The sequence below is a fragment of the Streptomyces sp. CRN 30 genome, assembly GCF_034105845.1.
This window is the reverse complement of sequence record NZ_JAVRHI010000129.1, coordinates 1-18,476: the sequence shown is the minus strand read 5'-3', so window position 1 is coordinate 18,476 and position 18,476 is coordinate 1. Positions and strand designations below refer to the sequence as shown.

15 protein-coding genes and 1 pseudogene are annotated in these 18,476 nt (G+C 71.9%); 11 read left to right on the top strand and 5 right to left on the bottom strand.

Annotation, left to right across the window (positions count from 1 at the left end; all coding sequences use genetic code 11):
• Together UW392_RS12305 and UW392_RS12300 are read right to left on the bottom strand one after the other, a co-directional pair.
• On the bottom strand, window positions 1–415 hold a 415-nt coding region (locus UW392_RS12305; RefSeq protein WP_320774969.1), incomplete at its 3' end, for an MBL fold metallo-hydrolase.
• 90 nt (window positions 416–505) lie between these two features.
• Window positions 506–1,192, bottom strand: coding sequence for a maleylpyruvate isomerase family mycothiol-dependent enzyme (locus UW392_RS12300; RefSeq protein ID WP_320774968.1), 687 nt, complete (start codon window positions 1,190–1,192; stop codon window positions 506–508).
• Between the two features lie 222 nt (window positions 1,193–1,414).
• Between UW392_RS12300 and uvrA the strand changes: the two genes are divergently transcribed.
• The gene (gene uvrA, locus UW392_RS12295; RefSeq protein WP_320774967.1) at window positions 1,415–4,393 is read left to right on the top strand and encodes an excinuclease ABC subunit UvrA; all 2,979 of its coding nucleotides are present in this window, start codon (window positions 1,415–1,417) and stop codon (window positions 4,391–4,393) included.
• Between the two features lie 92 nt (window positions 4,394–4,485).
• Here uvrA and UW392_RS12290 read toward each other — a convergent pair whose 3' ends face one another.
• The 3 genes from UW392_RS12290 to UW392_RS12280 form a co-directional block, all read right to left on the bottom strand.
• Window positions 4,486–5,394, bottom strand: a complete 909-nt coding sequence (locus UW392_RS12290; RefSeq protein WP_320774966.1) for a carbohydrate kinase — start codon at window positions 5,392–5,394, stop codon at window positions 4,486–4,488.
• Complete coding sequence (locus UW392_RS12285; protein ID WP_320774965.1) at window positions 5,391–6,548, bottom strand: LacI family DNA-binding transcriptional regulator; 1,158 nt, start codon at window positions 6,546–6,548, stop codon at window positions 5,391–5,393. The genes UW392_RS12290 and UW392_RS12285 overlap by 4 nt, the downstream gene beginning before the upstream one ends.
• A gap of 114 nt (window positions 6,549–6,662) precedes the next feature.
• The gene (locus tag UW392_RS12280) at window positions 6,663–7,616 is read right to left on the bottom strand and encodes a hypothetical protein (RefSeq protein ID WP_320774964.1); all 954 of its coding nucleotides are present in this window, start codon (window positions 7,614–7,616) and stop codon (window positions 6,663–6,665) included.
• A 551-nt stretch (window positions 7,617–8,167) separates the two neighbouring features.
• On the opposite strand from UW392_RS12280, the gene uvrC reads away from it, so the two are divergent.
• From uvrC to UW392_RS12230, 10 genes and pseudogenes are all read left to right on the top strand, one after another.
• Entirely contained in the window at window positions 8,168–10,231 is a 2,064-nt protein-coding gene (gene uvrC, locus UW392_RS12275; protein WP_320774963.1) for an excinuclease ABC subunit UvrC, read from the top strand.
• Window positions 10,228–11,379, top strand: a complete 1,152-nt coding sequence (gene rapZ / locus UW392_RS12270; protein ID WP_320774962.1) for an RNase adapter RapZ — start codon at window positions 10,228–10,230, stop codon at window positions 11,377–11,379. Before uvrC ends, rapZ begins: the two co-directional genes overlap by 4 nt.
• Entirely contained in the window at window positions 11,376–12,470 is a 1,095-nt protein-coding gene (locus tag UW392_RS12265; protein ID WP_320774961.1) for a uridine diphosphate-N-acetylglucosamine-binding protein YvcK, read from the top strand. Before rapZ ends, UW392_RS12265 begins: the two co-directional genes overlap by 4 nt.
• Complete coding sequence (gene whiA, locus UW392_RS12260) at window positions 12,461–13,450, top strand: DNA-binding protein WhiA (protein WP_320774960.1); 990 nt, start codon at window positions 12,461–12,463, stop codon at window positions 13,448–13,450. Before UW392_RS12265 ends, whiA begins: the two co-directional genes overlap by 10 nt.
• A 298-nt stretch (window positions 13,451–13,748) precedes the next feature.
• Entirely contained in the window at window positions 13,749–14,753 is a 1,005-nt protein-coding gene (gene gap, locus UW392_RS12255) for a type I glyceraldehyde-3-phosphate dehydrogenase (protein ID WP_320774959.1), read from the top strand.
• Window positions 14,754–14,881: 128 nt separating this feature from the next.
• The gene (locus UW392_RS12250) at window positions 14,882–16,093 is read left to right on the top strand and encodes a phosphoglycerate kinase (RefSeq protein ID WP_320774958.1); all 1,212 of its coding nucleotides are present in this window, start codon (window positions 14,882–14,884) and stop codon (window positions 16,091–16,093) included.
• 39 nt (window positions 16,094–16,132) lie between these two features.
• Window positions 16,133–16,888: a triose-phosphate isomerase gene (gene tpiA / locus UW392_RS12245; RefSeq protein WP_414495996.1), complete on the top strand. Its 756-nt coding sequence runs from the start codon at window positions 16,133–16,135 to the stop codon at window positions 16,886–16,888.
• Window positions 16,889–16,989: 101 nt separating this feature from the next.
• Window positions 16,990–17,220 (top strand): preprotein translocase subunit SecG, encoded by a 231-nt coding sequence (gene secG / locus UW392_RS12240; RefSeq protein ID WP_189218465.1) that lies wholly within the window; start codon window positions 16,990–16,992, stop codon window positions 17,218–17,220.
• A gap of 231 nt (window positions 17,221–17,451) precedes the next feature.
• Window positions 17,452–17,787: an RNA polymerase-binding protein RbpA gene (locus UW392_RS12235; protein WP_003976875.1), complete on the top strand. Its 336-nt coding sequence runs from the start codon at window positions 17,452–17,454 to the stop codon at window positions 17,785–17,787.
• 138 nt (window positions 17,788–17,925) lie between these two features.
• Window positions 17,926–18,476, top strand: a pseudogene (locus UW392_RS12230) (glucose-6-phosphate isomerase); the annotation flags it as partial.

Below are 18,476 nucleotides of genomic sequence, written 5' to 3'. Positions count from 1 at the left end.
CGATCGAGCCGGGCGTGTGGCCCACCAGGTGGCGTGCGGTGAGCCGGACGTGCCCCACGCTGATGGTGTCGCCGTCGCCGACGGGGACGTCGGTCGGCACCGGGATGCCGTCGGCGTCGTCCCGGCCCGCGTACGTCCGCGCGCCCGTGGCCGCCACCACCTCGGCCAGCGCCTGCCAGTGGTCGCCGTGCTGATGCGTGGTGACCACGGACGTGATGCCGTCGTCGCCGATCAGCGTGAGCAGTGTGCCGGCGTCGTTCGCCGCGTCGATCAGCAACTGCTCGTCCGTGGCCCGGCAGCGCAGAAGGTACGCGTTGTTGTCCATCGGCCCGACCGCGACCTTGGAGATCATCAGGTCCCGCAGTTCGTGCACGTCCGCCGGGCCGCCGACCTTCACCGCTCCGCTGTACGTCATGGCGGTCAGTCTAGGACGGAGCGGTGACGGGGAGCAGGCCGCGCCCGCGTCGCGCGACCGGCCCCGCCGGCGGGCACGCGCCCGCGTGCCCTACAGCGGGGGCAGCGTCGGCAGCGGGCCGCCCGAGACGTCGAGCCCCGAGCCGGCACGGCGCCCCGCGAGCCAGCCGAGCAGTTCGGGGGCCGCACCGGTCACCGTCACCTCGGGCCGGTCGCCCGCCCGTCCCGTGCCCCACGCGCGCGCGGAGTCGGTCACACGGGTGTGCGGCACGTCCGGGTGGCCGGCGAAGCGGTCGGCGAGGAAGCCGATCTCCCGTTCCGTGAACTCCCCGGGCAGGTCCTCCAGCTCGTAGCCGATCCCCAGGTCCACGTGGTGCAGCTCCACCTCCGCCCACCGCCGGAACGGTACCCGGGCCGCGGCGTCCTTCACCCCGTTGCGCAGCTCCAGGGTGCGGGACCAGTCCTGGGGCGCGGCCGCGGCCGTCTGGAAGCGGGCCGCGCTGTCACGGACGTCGGCCAGCTGGGTGGCCAGGGAGCGCGGCGCGTCCCGCTCGATGTCGGCCTCCCGCGCGTCCGCGGAGGCGTACATGGGGCGCCCCTGTAACACCTCCACCAGGGCGTCCGCGTTGCGGGCGAGGTGGGCCAGCACATGGCCGCGCGTCCAGCCGGGCAGCCGTGAGGCTTCGGTCACCGCGGGCCCGTCCAGCGCGGTGACTGCGCTGAGGAGCCGCTCGGTGGCGTCGTGTACAGAGGCCAGGTCGCGCGCGTGATCCATCATGGGGACCGACCCTAGCCCGGCCGCACGTCCGGGTGAAGGAGGCCGGAGATCCCCGTAAATCGAATGCGCGTGCTATAGGCTCGATGGCGGCGTCGGGCATGCTGGAAGGCCCGGGATTGTTGTGAACGGGGAAACAGGACCGGCGCTGTCAGTGGCTCCCCCTAGTCTGGGATCGACGGGGGCCCCGCCCCTGTCACTCACTCAAGAAAGGTGCGGACCGGCGTGGCCGACCGTCTCATCGTCCGTGGCGCGCGCGAGCACAATCTGAAGAACGTCTCGCTCGACCTGCCGCGTGACTCGCTCATCGTCTTCACGGGCCTGTCGGGGTCGGGCAAGTCCTCGCTGGCCTTCGACACCATCTTCGCCGAGGGTCAGCGCCGCTACGTGGAGTCGCTGTCCTCCTACGCCCGGCAGTTCCTCGGGCAGATGGACAAGCCCGACGTCGACTTCATCGAGGGCCTCTCCCCGGCCGTCTCGATCGACCAGAAGTCGACCTCCCGCAACCCGCGCTCGACGGTCGGCACGATCACCGAGGTCTACGACTACCTGCGGCTGCTCTTCGCCCGCATCGGCAAGCCGCACTGTCCCGAGTGCCGCCGCCCGATCTCGCGGCAGTCGCCGCAGGCCATCGTCGACCGGGTCCTGGAGCTGCCGGAGGGCAGCCGCTTCCAGGTGCTGTCGCCGCTGGTGCGCGAGCGCAAGGGCGAGTTCGTCGACCTCTTCGCCGACCTCCAGACCAAGGGCTACTCCCGCGCGCGGGTGGACGGGCAGACCGTCCAGCTCTCCGAGGCGCCCACGCTGAAGAAGCAGGAGAAGCACACCATCGAGGTGGTCGTCGACCGCCTCACGGTGAAGGACTCCGCCAAGCGCCGCCTCACCGACTCCGTGGAGACCGCGCTCGGCCTCTCCGGCGGCATGGTCGTCCTCGACTTCGTCGACCTCCCCGAGGACGACCCCGAGCGCGAGCGCATGTTCTCCGAGCACCTGTACTGCCCGTACGACGACCTGTCCTTCGAGGAGCTGGAGCCCCGCTCCTTCTCCTTCAACTCGCCCTTCGGCGCCTGCCCCGACTGCTCCGGCATCGGCACGCGCATGGAGGTCGACCCGGAGCTGATCGTCCCCGACGAGGACAAGTCCCTCGACGAGGGCGCCATACACCCCTGGTCGCACGGGCACACCAAGGACTACTTCGCGCGGCTGATCGGGGCCCTCGCCGAGGCGCTGGGCTTCCGCACCGACATTCCCTTCGCCGGCCTCCCGCAGCGCGCCAGGAAGGCCCTGCTGTACGGCCACAAGACGCAGGTCGAGGTCCGCTACCGCAACCGGTACGGGCGCGAGCGCGCGTACACCACGGCCTTCGAGGGCGCCGTCCCGTTCGTGAAGCGGCGGCACAGCGAGGCCGAGAGCGACACCAGCCGCGAGCGCTTCGAGGGCTACATGCGCGAGGTGCCCTGTCCCACCTGTGAGGGCACGCGCCTGAAGCCGATCGTCCTCGCGGTCACGGTCATGGAGAAGTCCATCGCCGAGGTCTCCGCGATGTCCATCAGCGACTGCGCGGACTTCCTGGGCGAGCTGACGCTCGACGCGCGCGACAAGAAGATCGCCGAGCGCGTTCTCAAGGAGGTCAACGAGCGGCTGCGCTTCCTGGTCGACGTCGGCCTGGACTACCTGTCGCTGAACCGCGCGGCCGGCACCCTCTCCGGCGGCGAGGCCCAGCGCATCCGCCTGGCCACCCAGATCGGCTCCGGCCTGGTCGGCGTGCTCTACGTGCTCGACGAGCCCTCCATCGGCCTGCACCAGCGCGACAACCACCGGCTGATCGAGACCCTGGTCCGGCTGCGCGACATGGGCAACACGCTCATCGTCGTCGAGCACGACGAGGACACGATCAAGGTCGCCGACTGGGTCGTCGACATCGGCCCCGGCGCCGGTGAGCACGGCGGCAAGGTCGTCCACAGCGGCACCTACAAGGAGCTGCTGGACAACGACGCCTCCACGACCGGTCAGTACCTGGCCGGCAAGAAGGCGATCGGCATCCCGGACGTCCGCCGCCCGGTCGACCCGGGCCGCGCCCTCACCGTGCACGGCGCCCGCGAGAACAACCTCCAGGACGTCGACGTCTCCTTCCCGCTCGGCGTGCTCACGGCCGTCACGGGCGTGTCCGGCTCCGGAAAGTCGACCCTGGTCAACGACATCCTGTACACCCACCTGGCACGCGAGCTGAACGGCGCCCGCAGCGTGCCCGGCCGGCACACCCGCGTGGAGGGCGACGACCTCGTCGACAAGGTCGTGCACGTCGACCAGTCGCCCATCGGCCGCACCCCGCGGTCCAACCCGGCGACGTACACCGGTGTCTTCGACCACGTCCGCAAGCTGTTCGCGGAGACCACCGAGGCGAAGGTGCGCGGCTACCTCCCCGGCCGCTTCTCATTCAACGTCAAGGGCGGCCGCTGCGAGAACTGCTCCGGTGACGGCACCATCAAGATCGAGATGAACTTCCTGCCGGACGTCTACGTCCCCTGCGAGGTGTGCCACGGGGCGCGCTACAACCGGGAGACCCTGGACGTCCACTACAAGGGCAAGTCCATCGCAGACGTCCTCGACATGCCCATCGAGGAGGCCCTGGACTTCTTCGAGGCCGTGCCGGGCATCTCCCGCCACCTGCGGACGCTCACCGAGGTCGGTCTCGGGTACGTCCGGCTCGGCCAGCCCGCCACCACGCTCTCCGGCGGTGAGGCGCAGCGCGTCAAGCTGGCGAGCGAGCTGCAGAAGCGCTCCACCGGGCGCACGGTGTACGTGCTCGACGAGCCGACCACCGGTCTGCACTTCGAGGACATCAGCAAGCTCATCCAGGTGCTGTCCGGCCTCGTCGACAAGGGCAACACGGTCATCGTCATCGAGCACAACCTCGATGTGATCAAGACCGCCGACTGGCTCGTCGACATGGGCCCCGAGGGCGGCAGCGGCGGCGGCCTCGTCGTCGCCGAGGGCACGCCCGAGCAGGTCGCCGGGGTCCCGGCCAGCCACACCGGCAAGTTCCTGCGCGAGATCCTGGGCGCCGAGCGCGTCAGCGACGCCGCCCGGGTGAAGGCCCCGGGCCGGAAGACGGCCAGGAAGACCGTCGCTGCCGGAACCAGGGCCAGGAAGACGGTGACGGCCAAGGCCCCCGCCAAGAAGGCGGCGCGCGCCCGCAAGGCCTGACGGGAGGGCCGGTACGCAGCTCGGCCGACGTGCGGCGCCCCGGGGGAGCACCCCGGGGCGCCGCACGTTCCGGCCTCGGCCGACCGGGCCCCTTACCCCTCCAGCTCCGCCGCGTACGGCGGCTCCGCGCCCGCCCGTGAGCAGGTGATCGCGGCCGCGCGCGCGGCGAGGTCCAGCAGCTCGGCCCAGTCCGCGGCGGTCATGGCGGACAGCGCCGTGGGGGAGAGGGCCTCGCGTACGGCCAGACCGTGCAGGAGGGCCGCGTTGACCGTGTCACCGGCGCCGATGGTGTCCACCACCTCCACCTGCACCCCCGGGACCGGGTACACGGAGCCGTCCCGGGTGAAGGCGGTCAGGCCGTCGCCGCCCTGCGTGATCACGACGGCCGAGGGGCCCGCGGCCAGCCACTCGCGCGGTGTGCCGCCCAGCCACTCGGCATCCTCCTCCGAGAGCTTCAGCAGCGACACCGAGGGCAGCCAGCTCTTGAACCGGGCCCGGTAGGCGTCCGCGTCCGGGATCAGAGCGGCCCGGATGTTCGGGTCGAGCGCCGTGAAGACACCCTGCGCGGCCGCGGTCCGCATCAGCTCCTCGTACGCGCTCGCCCCCGGTTCCAGGACCAGCGAGCAGGTGCCGAAGGAGACCGCCCGGGCGCCCTCCGGCAGGTGCGCCGGCGCCTCGAAGAGGCGGTCCGCGGTGCCCTCGACGTAGAAGGAGTACGCGGCCGAGCCGCCCTCGTCGATCGAGGCCGCGGCGAGGGTCGTCGGCTCCGCTCCGCGCTGCACGGACGTCACGTCGACGCCCGCCGCGCGCAGCCCCTCCACCAGCGCCTCGCCGAACGGGTCGCGCGAGACACGGGAGAGGAAGGCCGTCGGCGTGCCGAGCCGGCCCAGCGCGACAGCGGTGTTGTAGGGGCCGCCGCCCCGCGCGGGCCGCAGGTCGGCGAGCGCGCCCGCCCCCTGCGGTACCAGGTCGATCAGTGCCTCACCGGCGACGACGATCACGGGATGGTCCTTCCTCGCATGCTGTCACTTGCTGTCGTTCTCCCTGCCCCCGCCGTCTCCCCGGCCTCCTCCGGGCATCCGCAGGAACCGCGGTGGACGAAGGCGCAGGGCAGCCGCACCGTGCGCGCGGGACGCCCGGGGGAGTCGAGCCGGTCCAGGAGCAGCCGCACGGCGTGCGCGCCGATCTCCTTGCCGGGCTGGGCGATCGCGGTGAGCCGCGGCCGGAACAGGTCGGCCCACGCGAAGTCGTCGAAGCAGCACAGCGCCACGTCGTCCGGCACCGACAGGCCCAGCTCGCCGAGGGCGCGCAGGGCCCCGATGGTCATGGCGTTGTTGCCGGTGACCAGCGCGGTCGGGGGCGCCGGGCCGTCGAACAGCTCCAGGGTGGCCCGCCGGGCCGTCTCCGCGTCGGAGTCGCCGTGCACGAGGAGGGCGTCGGAGAAGGGCAGCCCCGCCGTCGAGAGACCGAGGCGGTACCCGCTGATCCGCTCCTCGGTGGTGCTCAGCCCGGGCAGGCCCGCGACCAGGGCGATGCGCTCGTGGCCGAGCCCGGCGAGGTGGGTGACCAGCCGGGCGGTCGGCGCGGCGTTCTCGGTGGCGACCTGGTCGAAGGGGAACGGGTCGCCGTCGGGGGTGCCGTGGGGACCGGGGGTGTCGTAGGTAACGGGGGTGTCGTAGGTACCCGGGGTGTCGGGGGAGCCGGTGGGGCGCACCAGCCGGTCCAGGAACACCGCCGGCACCCCGTGCCTGGCCAGGTAGCGCAGCAGTTTGGCGGGGTGCGCGGAGGCCGCGACGACCACGCCGTCCACGCGGCGCTCGTGCAGCAGCCGGACGGCCTTCCGCTCGTGCTCCGGGTCGTCGTGCGGATCGGCGATCAGCAGGCTGTAACCGTGCTCCAGCGCGCCCGCCTCGACCCCTTGGACGATCTCCGTGAAGTACGGGTTGCCGGCGGCCGGCACCGCGAGCCCGATGGACCGGGTCCGTGCGGTCACCAGCGAACGGGCCAGCGTGTTGTGCGTGTAGCCGAGCGCGTCGATGGCGTCCTCGACCAGCCGTCTGGTCTCGGGCCGTACCGCGCGCGTGTTGTTGAGCACGTGGGAGACGGTCGCCACGGACACACCCGCGCGCTGCGCGACGTCGACCATGGTGGCCACGGGGCACCCCTTCGTGAGCGGCGGGCGGACGGCTGTGTCCGGGCGGAACGTACCGTACGGGAGCCTCCCGGGTAAACGTTTGCGCAAGCGTTTACGTACGGTGGCCGGAGCCGGTCACTCCCATTCCCACCCGATGCCCAGGATCCCCGAGCGCACACGGGGCTCGACGAGGTGGACCGAGCGGTGCCGGGAGCTCAGGGCGAGCTCCCGGTGACCGCTGCGCGGGGCCGCCGCCGTGTGCTGGGTGAACCGGTGGCAGCGGGCGGGCAGGGCCTGCTCGTCGAAGCGCACCTGGAGCGCGTACTGCCCGCCGGTGCAGCCGAACCCCCGTACGTACTCGCGGGACGCGCCGGCCGTCCCGTCCTCGACGCCGTACCGGAAGAGAAACGTATCGCCGATGCGCAGCCGCACGTCGAAGAGGAGCTCGGCGACGAGCACCCCGGTGTCCTGGTGCCAGCGCACCCGGCCGGTGCGGCAGTTCTCCAGCGCGCGCACCGCCATGCGCTCGGGCGCGCAGCCCGGGTCGCCGTGGTGCACCGCCACGTAGCGGTCCACGCCGTCCTTGTGGGCGCGCACGATGTGGTGCGACTCGCGCGCGAGCAGCTCACGGCGCGTGCCGATCCGCACCCGCTCGTGGTGGCCGATGGTCTGCAGCCCGCCGTCCAGCGAGGCCTCCAGCTCCCCCAGGAGCCGCTCCAGTACGCCCGAGGCCGCCACGACGGAGCGGTACGAGCGGCCCGAACGCTCCGGGGCGGGACGCTCCCCACCCCCGGCGAGCAGGCGGATCAGCGACTCGTCCGGCAGGTGGAGGATCTCCTCCAGGGCGCGCACGGCCCGTAACGACTCGGGGCGCTGCGGGCGCCGGGCCCCCTGCTGCCAGTAGCTCAGGCTCGTCACGCCGACCCTGACCCCGTACCGCGTCAGGTGGTGCTGGACGCGCTGCAGCGGCAGCCCCCGTGCGGCGATCGCGGCCCGCAGCGCGACGTGGAAGGGGCCGCCCCGCAGGGCCGACTCCAACTCCGCCGTGCCCGCCGTGCCGACGTCCGCGTGCTCTGTGCCGTGCCGCATGCAGGGGCCTCTCTGTGAGGGAGCGCGACGGCTGGTCGGGCCGTTCGCGAGGACTGCCGGGGCGCCGCCGGAGCGTGACGGGAACGCGGGCACCGCCCTCGCGAGGGCGGTGGGCTGCCCCAAGTCATCCCGCATTGAAGCGTGTTGACCATGCGCCGACAACACCGGCAGCGCAACACCGGCCTCGCTCCGCACGGGGCCGGTTGCCGTGCTCCGGGCCCCGGGGAATGGTGTGCCGCGTGGGCCGACATGGCCCACTTGTGCAGAAACGCGCGGCCCGGACCGGTGGCGGGCTCCCCGGAGCCCACCGGAAGGCGGGTCGCAGGGGTGGATGATGACGGCTGGAACCCGGCGTGTCGTCGACGCCCGGCACATGCCACCGGTATGCCGGACCGGCAGCTCGCGGCGGCTGCGCCGGCCGGGCGCCCACGGAGCGGAATCCGCCCCTCCGGGTGTGCCGCCGGTCCCCGGACCGGCACGCTGCGTGAGGATGCCGGGCCACTGTCCCCAGGGCCGTCGCGATGTCGGTCACCGCCAGTAGGGTGTCTGACATGGCCGACCCCTCCAGCTACCGCCCCAAGCCGGGAGAGATCCCGGACACCCCCGGGGTCTACCGGTTCCGCGACGAGCACCGCCGGGTGATCTACGTCGGGAAGGCGAAGAGCCTGCGCCAGCGTCTGGCGAACTACTTCCAGGACCTGGCGAACCTCCACCCGCGTACCCGGTCCATGGTCACCACGGCCGCGTCCGTGGAATGGACGGTGGTGTCCACGGAGGTGGAGGCCCTCCAGCTGGAGTACTCCTGGATCAAGGAGTTCGACCCCCGGTTCAACGTCAAGTACCGCGACGACAAGAGCTACCCCTACCTCGCGGTGACCATGAACGAGCAGTACCCCCGGGTACAGGTCATGCGCGGCCACAAGAAGAAGGGCGTGCGCTACTTCGGCCCGTACGCGCACGCGTGGGCGATCCGCGACACCGTCGACCTGCTGCTGCGCGTGTTCCCCGTGCGCACCTGCTCGGCCGGGGTCTTCAAGAACGCCGCCCGCACCGGCCGCCCCTGCCTGCTGGGCTACATCGGCAAGTGCTCCGCCCCCTGCGTCGAGCGCATCTCCGAAGAGGACCACTGGGAGCTGGCCGAGGAGTTCAGCGACTTCATGGCCGGCCGTACGGGCACCTACATCCGCCGCCTGGAGCGGCAGATGGCGGAAGCGGCCGAGGACATGGAGTACGAGAAGGCGGCCCGCCTGCGCGACGACATCGGGGCCCTGAAGAAGGCCATGGAGAAGAACGCGGTCGTGCTCGCCGACGCGACCGACGCCGACCTGATCGCGGTGGCCGAGGACGAGCTCGAGGCGGCCGTGCAGATCTTCCACGTCCGCGGCGGGCGGGTGCGCGGCCAGCGCGGCTGGGTGACCGACAGGGTGGAGGCGGTCACCACGGCCGGCCTCGTCGAGCACGCCCTCCAGCAGCTGTACGGGGAGGAGACCGGTGACTCCGTGCCCAAGGAGGTCCTGGTCCCGGCCCTGCCCGACCCCCTGGAGCCCGTCCAGGAGTGGCTGACCGGCCGCCGCGGCGCGGGCGTGTCGCTGCGCATCCCGCAGCGCGGCGACAAGCGGGCCCTGATGGAGACCGTGCAGCGCAACGCGCAGCAGTCGCTCGTCCTCCACAAGACCAAGCGCGCCTCCGACCTGACCACCCGCTCGCGCGCCCTGGAGGAGATCGCCGACGCCCTGGAGCTGGACGGCGCGCCCCTCAGGATCGAGTGCTACGACATCTCGCACCTCCAGGGCGAGGACGTGGTGGCGTCCATGGTCGTGTTCGAGGACGGCCTGGCCCGCAAGGGCGAGTACCGACGCTTCCAGATCAAGGGCTTCGAGGGCCAGGACGACGTCCGCTCCATGCACGAGGTGATCACCCGCCGCTTCAAGCGGTACCTCGCCGAGAAGGAGCGGACCGGTGAGTGGGCCGACGGCGAGGAGCTGGACGCCGAGGGACGGCTCAAGGACGAGGACGGCCGTCCCAAGCGCTTCGCCTACCCGCCCCAGCTCGTCGTCGTGGACGGCGGACAGCCCCAGGTCGCCGCCGCCCGCCGGGCCCTCGACGAGCTCGGCATCGACGACATCGCCGTGTGCGGGCTGGCCAAGCGGCTGGAGGAGGTGTGGGTGCCCGGTGAGGACGACCCGGTCGTCCTGCCCCGCACCAGCGAGGGCCTGTACCTGCTGCAGCGCGTCCGCGACGAGGCCCACCGCTTCGCGATCACCTACCAGCGCACCAAGCGGGCCAAGCGGATCCGGTCGGGTCCCCTGGACGACGTGCCGGGCCTCGGCGAGACCCGCAAGCAGGCGCTGATCAAACACTTCGGCTCGGTGAAGCGACTGCGGTCCGCGACGATCGAGCAGATCTGCGAGGTGCCCGGCATAGGCCGCAAGACGGCGGAGACCATCGCGGTCGCGCTGGCCCGGTCGGCCCCGGCCGCACCCGCCGTGAACACGGCGACCGGAGAGATCATCGACGACGACGAGGAGAGCGCGGAGTCCGGGACGACGGCGGACTCCTCGGGGGAACCCGTGTCCGCGGGCCTCCCCGACGAACGACGGGGGCAGGAGAGATGACCGAGCACGACGAGCCCGACGACGGGCGTGGCGCGGAGCGACAGGTGGCGCGGCCGGACGCCGCGGACGCGGTACCCGGGGTGGGCGCGGCACATCGCGCGCACACGGTGCACGATGCACGGACGACGCCCGCGCAGCAGACGCAGCACAGGCAGGAGGAGCGCACGGCGCAGCGGCAGCCGGCCGCCCGCGAGGAGGCGGGCGGCCAGGGCCCGCGGCACCCGGCGCCACAGGAAGACGGAGCACACGTGAGTACGGGCATCGAACCGGCCGGGGGCCCCGAGGCGGCCATCCCCGAGCTGGTGATCATCTCCGGCATGTCCGGCGCCGGCCGCTCCACGGCGGCCAAGTGTCTGGAGGACCTCGGCTGGTTCGTCGTCGACAACCTGCCGCCCGCCCTGATCCCCACCATGGTGGAGCTCGGCGCCCGCTCCCAGGGCAACGTGGCGCGGATCGCGGTCGTCGTCGACGTGCGCGGACGCCGCTTCTTCGACAACCTCCGCGAGTCCCTCGCCGACCTGGAGGCCCGGCAGGTCACCCGGCGGATCGTCTTCCTGGAGTCCTCCGACGACGCCCTGGTGCGCCGCTTCGAGTCCGTGCGCCGCCCGCACCCCCTCCAGGGCGACGGCCGCATCGTCGACGGCATCGCCGCCGAGCGGGAACTGCTGCGAGAGCTGCGCGGCGACGCCGACCTGGTGATCGACACCTCCAGCCTCAACGTGCACGAGCTGCGCGCCAAGATGGACGCCCAGTTCGCCGGTGAGGAGGAGCCCGAGCTGCGGGCCACCGTCATGTCCTTCGGCTTCAAGTACGGCCTCCCCGTCGACGCCGACCTGGTCGCGGACATGCGGTTCCTGCCCAACCCGCACTGGGTCCCCGAGCTGCGCCCGTACACCGGACTCAACGAGGAGGTGTCGGCCTACGTCTACGGCCAGCCCGGCGCCAAGGAGTTCCTCGACCGCTACACGGAGCTGCTCCAGCTGATCGCCGCCGGCTACCGCCGCGAGGGCAAGCGGTACGTGACCATCGCGGTCGGCTGCACCGGTGGCAAGCACCGCTCGGTCGCCACCGCCGAGAAGCTCGCCGCCCGGCTGTCCTCCCAGGGCGTGGAGACCGTGGTCGTGCACCGGGACATGGGCCGCGAATGACCGGACGCACACCGCGGCTGAACCGACTGCGCAGGGTCGCCCCCGAGGGCCGCGGGGGCAGATCCGGCGACGCACGCGACAGCCGGGACGCACGCGGGGCCCGCGGCGGCCGCCCGCGCCGCCGCGGCGCCCAGCCCAAAGTGGTCGCGCTCGGCGGCGGCATGGGCCTGTCCGCCTCGCTCGCCGCCCTGCGCCGGATCACCGGCGACCTCACCGCCGTCGTCACCGTGGCCGACGACGGCGGCTCCAGCGGGCGGCTCCGCGACGAGCTGGGCGTGCTGCCGCCCGGCGACCTGCGCAAGGCGCTGGCGGCGCTGTGCGGCGACGACGACTGGGGGCAGACCTGGGCGCGCGTCATCCAGCACCGCTTCCAGACCGAGGGCGACCTGCACGGGCACGCGGTCGGCAACGTACTGATCGTCGCGCTGTGGGAGCAGCTCGGCGACCACGTCCAGGCGCTCGACCTGGTCGGCAGGCTGCTCGGCGCGCACGGCCGGGTGCTGCCCATGTCCGCCGTGCCCCTGGAGCTGCAGGCGCTGGTCAAGGGGCACGACCCGGACCGCCCGGACGACGTCGACACGGTACGGGGGCAGGCCACCGTCGCCCTCACGCAGGGCGAGGTCCAGTCCGTGCACCTGGTGCCGCACGACCCGCCCGCCGTGCCCGAGGCCGTCGCGGCGGTCCTCGACGCGGACTGGGTGGTCCTCGGACCCGGCTCCTGGTTCTCCTCGGTCATGCCCCACCTGCTCGTGCCCGAACTGCTGGACGCCCTCACGGCCACCAAGGCGCGCCGCGTCCTGTCCCTGAACCTCGTGCCGCAACCCGGAGAAACCGAAGGGTTCTCCCCGCAGCGTCATTTGGAGGTTTTGGCACGACACGCCCCTAAACTCGCCCTGGACGTGGTGCTGGCCGACACGGCCGCCGTGCCCGACCGCGAATCGCTCACCGAGGCCGCCAAGGGGTTCGGAGCGGCGGTCGAGCTGGCGCCGGTGGCCAGGACCGACGGAACTCCGCGGCACGACCCGGAGCTGTTGGCCGCCGCGTACGACCGTATTTTTCGGATGCATGGAAGGATCGGCCCATGGCGATGACGGCAGCGGTGAAGGACGAGATCGCCCGGCTACCCGTCACCCGGACCTGCTGCAGAAAGGCGGAGGTCTCGGCGATCCTCCGGTTCGCGGGCGGGCTGCACCTGGTCAGCGGCCGCATCGTGATCGAGGCGGAGCTGGACACGGGGAGGGCGGCGCGCCGGCTCAAGCAGGACATCCTGGAGATCTTCGGCCACGGCTCCGAACTGATCGTGATGGCACCCGGGGGGCTGCGCCGCGGCTCCCGCTTCGTGGTGCGGGTGGTCGCGGGCGGTGACCAGCTGGCCCGCCAGACCGGGCTCGTCGACGGCCGAGGCCGCCCGATCCGCGGCCTGCCCCCGCAGGTGGTCTCCGGGGCCACCTGTGACGCGGAGGCCGCCTGGCGCGGGGCCTTCCTGGCGCACGGCTCGCTCACCGAGCCGGGCCGCTCCTCCTCCCTGGAGGTGACCTGCCCGGGCCCGGAGGCCGCGCTCGCGCTGGTCGGCGCCGCCCGCCGGCTGTCGATCCCCGCGAAGGCCCGCGAGGTGCGTGGGGTGGACCGGGTCGTGGTCCGGGACGGCGACGCCATCGGCGCCCTCCTCACCCGCCTCGGCGCCCACGACGCCGTACTGGCCTGGGAGGAGCGGCGGCTGCGCCGCGAGGTCCGCGCCACGGCGAACCGTCTCGCCAACTTCGACGACGCCAACCTGCGCCGCTCGGCGCGCGCCGCCGTCGCCGCGGGCGCCCGGGTGCAGCGTGCCCTGGAGATCCTCGCCGACGAGGTCCCCGAGCACCTCGCGGCGGCCGGACGGCTGCGCATGGAGCACAAGCAGGCCTCCCTGGAGGAGCTGGGCGCGCTCGCCGACCCGCCGCTGACCAAGGACGCCGTCGCGGGCCGTATCCGCCGGCTGCTGGCCATGGCCGACAAGCGCGCCGCCGACCTCGGCGTTCCCGGCACGGAGGCCAACCTCTCCGACGAACTCGCCGACAACCTGGTGGGCTGAACGGCCCGGCGCCCGCGCGCCGGGCCGCTCGCGGCCGTCCACGCCACGGGCGTCCTCGACTTGACCGTGGACTGTCATCAGCCTGCCGCGCCGGCCGGACCGGCCGGGGCGCGGTGACCGGCGCATGAGAGGGTGGGCGTTCCGTACCCCTACTGGCGGGTACGGAACGCCCCGCCGGGTATGGGCCATCTCAATGTCACCACCGGGGGCCCAGGGAGGTAGGGTCGTATGCGGTCGGGGACATCCCATACAGCTCGCCGGCATCTGAAGGCCGGCGTACCAACGAGGAGATCGGTTCGTGACGATCCGCGTAGGCATCAACGGCTTCGGCCGCATCGGCCGCAACTACTTCCGCGCGCTGCTGGAGCAGGGTGCGGACATCGAGGTCGTGGCCGTCAACGACCTGGGTGACACCGCGACCACCGCTCACCTGCTGAAGTACGACACCATCCTGGGCCGCCTCAAGGCCGAGGTGTCGCACACCGAGGACACCATCACCGTCGACGGCAGGACCATCAAGGTCCTGTCCGAGCGCAACCCCGCCGACATCCCGTGGGGCGAGCTGGGCGTCGACATCGTGATCGAGTCCACCGGTATCTTCACCAAGAAGGCGGATGCCGAGAAGCACATCGCCGGCGGTGCCAAGAAGGTCCTCATCTCGGCTCCGGCCAAGGACGAGGACATCACCATCGTGATGGGCGTCAACCAGGACAAGTACGACGCGGCCAACCACCACGTCATCTCCAACGCCTCCTGCACCACCAACTGTGTGGCGCCGATGGCGAAGGTCCTCGACGAGAGCTTCGGCGTCGTCAAGGGCATGATGACGACGGTGCACGCGTACACGAACGACCAGCGCATCCTTGACTTCCCGCACAAGGACCTGCGCCGCGCCCGTGCCGCCGCCGAGAACATCATCCCGACGACCACCGGTGCCGCCAAGGCCACCGCCCTGGTCCTGCCGCAGCTCGAGGGCAAGCTGGACGGCATCGCCATGCGCGTCCCGGTCCCGACCGGCTCGGTCACCGACCTCGTCGTCGAGCTCGAGCGCGAGGTCACCAAGGACGAGATCAACGCCGCGTTCCAGAAGGCCGCCGAGGGCGAGCTCAAGGGCATCCTCGAGTACACCGAGGACCCGATCGTCTCCTCGGACATCGTCAACTGGCCGGCCTCCTGCACCTTCGACTCGTCCCTGACGATGAGCCAGGGCAAGCAGATCAAGATCGTCGGCTGGTACGACAACGAGTGGGGTTACTCCAACCGCCTCGTCGACCTCACGGTCTTCGTCGGCGGCAAGCTCTGAGTCCCGGAGCAGGCACCTCGATGTGAGCGCAGGGCTCGGGCAGCGCGGAACGGCGCTCCCGGGCCCTGCGCTGCCTGCCGTGCGGCGTCGTCCGCGGAAACAGCTCAGACCCTGTCAGGAGAACCCCCATGAAGACGATCGACGAACTCCTCGCCGAAGGAGTGACGGGCAAGCGGGTCTTCGTCCGCGCCGACCTCAACGTGCCGCTCGACTCCACCACCATCACCGACGACGGCCGCATCCGCGCCGTCGTGCCCACCGTCAAGGCGCTGGCCGAAGCGGGCGCGCGGGTGATCGTCGCGTCCCACCTGGGCCGCCCCAAGGGCGCCCCGGACCCGGCCTTCTCGCTCGCCCCGGCCGCCGCGCGCCTCGGTGAGCTGCTCGGCGCCGACGTCGCCTTCGCCGGCGACACGGTCGGCGAGACCGCCACGGCCACCGTCGCGGACCTCGCCGACGGCCGGGTCGCGGTCATCGAGAACCTCCGCTTCAACGCGGGCGAGACGGCCAAGGACGACGCCGAGCGCGGCGCGTTCGCGGAGCAGCTCGCCGCCCTCGCCGACGTGTACGTGGGCGACGGCTTCGGCGCCGTGCACCGCAAGCACGCCTCGGTGTTCGACCTGCCGGCCAGGCTGCCGCACTACGCCGGGTACCTCATCTCCACCGAGGTCGGCGTGCTGAAGAAGCTCACCGAGGACGTCAAGCGGCCCTACGCCGTGGTCCTCGGCGGCTCGAAGGTCTCCGACAAGCTCGCCGTCATCGACCAGCTGCTCGGCAGGGCGGACCGCATCCTCGTCGGCGGCGGCATGGTGTTCACCTTCCTCGCGGCCAAGGGCCACGAGGTCGGCGCCTCCCTCCTCCAGCAGGACCAGCTCCCGGCCGTACGGGAGTACGTCGAGCGGGCGGAGAAGAACGGCATCGAGCTGGTCCTCCCCGTCGACGTGGTGACCTCGGCCGGGTTCCCGGACCTGAAGACCAAGGCTCCCTCGGACCCCCGCACCGTTGCCGCGGACGCCATCCCCGCCGACCAGATGGGCCTGGACATCGGCCCCGAGACCCGCAAGCTGTACGCCTCGAAGATCGCCGACGCGGGCACCGTCTTCTGGAACGGACCCATGGGCGTCTTCGAGCACCCCGACTACGCCGAGGGCACCCGGGCCGTCGCCCAGGCCCTCGTCGACTCCCCGGCGTTCTCGGTCGTCGGCGGCGGAGACTCCGCCGCGGCCGTACGCACCCTGGGCTTCGACGAGAATGCCTTCGGCCACATCTCGACCGGCGGCGGCGCCTCCCTCGAATACCTCGAGGGCAAGACGCTCCCCGGCCTCGCCGCACTGGAGGACTGACCCTCGATGACCACTCCCGAACAGGGCCGCACGCCGATCATGGCGGGCAACTGGAAGATGAACCTCAACCACCTCGAGGCCATCGCCCACGTCCAGAAGCTCGCCTTCGCCCTCGCGGACAAGGACCACGAGGCCACCGAGGTCGCCGTCCTGCCGCCCTTCACCGACCTGCGCTCCGTGCAGACCCTGGTCGACGGCGACAAGCTGAAGATCAAGTACGGCGCCCAGGACATCTCGGCGCACGACTCCGGCGCGTACACCGGTGAGATCTCCGGCTCGATGCTCGCCAAGCTCAAGTGCAGCTACGTGGCGGTCGGGCACTCCGAGCGCCGCCAGTACCACGCCGAGACCGACGAGCTGTGCAACGCCAAGGTCAAGGCCGCCTTCAAGTACGGCCTCACCCCGATCCTGTGCGTCGGCGAGGAGCTGGAGGTCCGCGAGGCGGGCAACCACGTCACGCACACGCTCGCCCAGGTCGAGGGCGGCCTGAAGGACGTCCCGGCCGAGCAGGCCGAGACCGTCGTGATCGCCTACGAGCCCGTCTGGGCCATCGGCACCGGCAAGGTCTGCGGCGCGGAGGACGCCCAGGAGGTGTGCGGAGCGATCCGCGGCAAGCTCGCCGAGCTGTACTCGCAGGACGTGGCCGACAAGATCCGCATCCAGTACGGCGGCTCGGTCAAGTCCGGGAACGTCGCCGAGATCATGGCGCAGCCCGACATCGACGGCGCCCTGGTCGGCGGCGCCTCGCTGGACGCCGACGAGTTCGTCAGGATCGTGCGCTTCCGCGACCAGTGAGTATGCGCTAGGAACGATCCGTCGTACCCTTGCGGGGCCCGGTGGCTCGCCACCGGCCCCGTCGTCCCAATCTGTCCGAGGAAGTTGGTCCAGCCGTGGTTATGGGGTTCTCGATCGCCCTGATCGTCTTCAGCCTGCTGCTGATGCTGCTGGTGCTGATGCACAAGGGGAAGGGCGGCGGCCTCTCCGACATGTTCGGCGGAGGCATGCAGTCGTCCGTCGGAGGCTCCTCGGTCGCCGAGCGTAACCTCGACCGGATCACTGTGGTGGTCGGTCTGCTGTGGTTCGCGTGCATCATCGTCCTTGCGCTGCTGATGAAGGTCAACAACTGACCGGAACGCGGCACACAGGTACACCAGTACGTCACAGACGCAGCAATCCGCACGTAAAGCCCCATGGTCGGTACGCGCCCAACGGCGCGGCCTATCATGGGGCTTGCGTCTGGTAAGCGGGGTGTAACTCCAATCACTGGACGCGCGTTGGGCCTTACGTAGACTGAGGCGCTCGCAGCGAAGCGTCACGCCGACTCGCTTCGCGGCACCATCACGCAGGGAGTTACGACCGTGGCAAGTGGCAACGCGATCCGAGGAAGCCGGGTCGGGGCGGGGCCGATGGGCGAGGCCGAGCGCGGCGAGTCCGCGCCGCGGCTGCGCATCTCCTTCTGGTGCTCCAACGGGCATGAGACGCAGCCGAGCTTCGCCAGCGACGCGCAGGTGCCCGAGACCTGGGACTGCCCGCGCTGTGGCTTTCCGGCGGGGCAGGACCGGGACAACCCGCCGGACCCGCCGCGCACCGAGCCGTACAAGACGCACCTCGCGTACGTGCGGGAGCGACGCAGCGACGCGGACGGCGAGGCGATCCTCGCCGAGGCGCTCGCCAAACTGAGGGGCGAGATCTAGGCATTCGATCCGGCCGGGCACCGAGCGGTGTCCGGCCGCGTTCTTCGTACTGTCCGCGCCGCGCTGAGAGCGGCGCGCACGGCGGACGTATCTTCGAGATACGCACGCAGGACGGAACGGAAGAAGGCGGAAGACCGGATGAACGCAGGAAGCCGCAGCCGGATCGACCAGACGCCCGCATGGGCGGCACTGGCCGAGCACCGGGAGGAGCTGGGCGAGGTACAGCTGCGCGAACTGTTCGCGGCCGACCCCGGGCGCGGCACCGGGTACGTGCTCCAGGTCGGCGATCTGCTCGTCGACTACTCGAAGCACCTGGTCACCGACGAGACGCTGGCGCTGCTGCGGGAGCTCGCGGCCGCGACGGACGTGTTCGGGCTGCGGGACGCGATGTTCCGTGGTGAGCGGATCAACACCACCGAGGACCGGGCGGTGCTGCACACCGCGCTGCGCGCGCCGCGGGACGCGGTGGTCGAGGTGGACGGCGAGAACGTGGTGCCCAAGGTGCACGCGGTGCTGGACAGGATGGCCGCGTTCGCGGACCGGGTCCGCTCCGGTGAGTGGACCGGGCACACCGGCCGGCGCATCCGCAACGTGGTCAACATCGGTATCGGCGGCTCGGATCTGGGCCCGGCGATGGCCTACGAGGCGCTGCGCGCCTACACCGACCGCTCGCTGACCGTGCGGTTCGT

Excerpts from the sequence above, each read along its gene's own strand:
- UW392_RS12300 (WP_320774968.1), bottom strand. The coding sequence starts at position 1,192 with ATGATGGATCACGCGCGCGACCTGGCCTCTGTACACGACGCCACCGAG.
- UW392_RS12280 (WP_320774964.1), bottom strand. The coding sequence starts at position 7,616 with ATGCGGCACGGCACAGAGCACGCGGACGTCGGCACGGCGGGCACGGCG.
- uvrC (WP_320774963.1), top strand. The coding sequence starts at position 8,168 with ATGGCCGACCCCTCCAGCTACCGCCCCAAGCCGGGAGAGATCCCGGAC.
- rapZ (WP_320774962.1), top strand. The coding sequence starts at position 10,228 with ATGACCGAGCACGACGAGCCCGACGACGGGCGTGGCGCGGAGCGACAG.
- UW392_RS12265 (WP_320774961.1), top strand. The coding sequence starts at position 11,376 with ATGACCGGACGCACACCGCGGCTGAACCGACTGCGCAGGGTCGCCCCC.
- whiA (WP_320774960.1), top strand. The coding sequence starts at position 12,461 with ATGGCGATGACGGCAGCGGTGAAGGACGAGATCGCCCGGCTACCCGTC.
- UW392_RS12250 (WP_320774958.1), top strand. The coding sequence starts at position 14,882 with ATGAAGACGATCGACGAACTCCTCGCCGAAGGAGTGACGGGCAAGCGG.
- tpiA (WP_414495996.1), top strand. The coding sequence starts at position 16,133 with ATGGCGGGCAACTGGAAGATGAACCTCAACCACCTCGAGGCCATCGCC.
- secG (WP_189218465.1), top strand. The coding sequence starts at position 16,990 with ATGGGGTTCTCGATCGCCCTGATCGTCTTCAGCCTGCTGCTGATGCTG.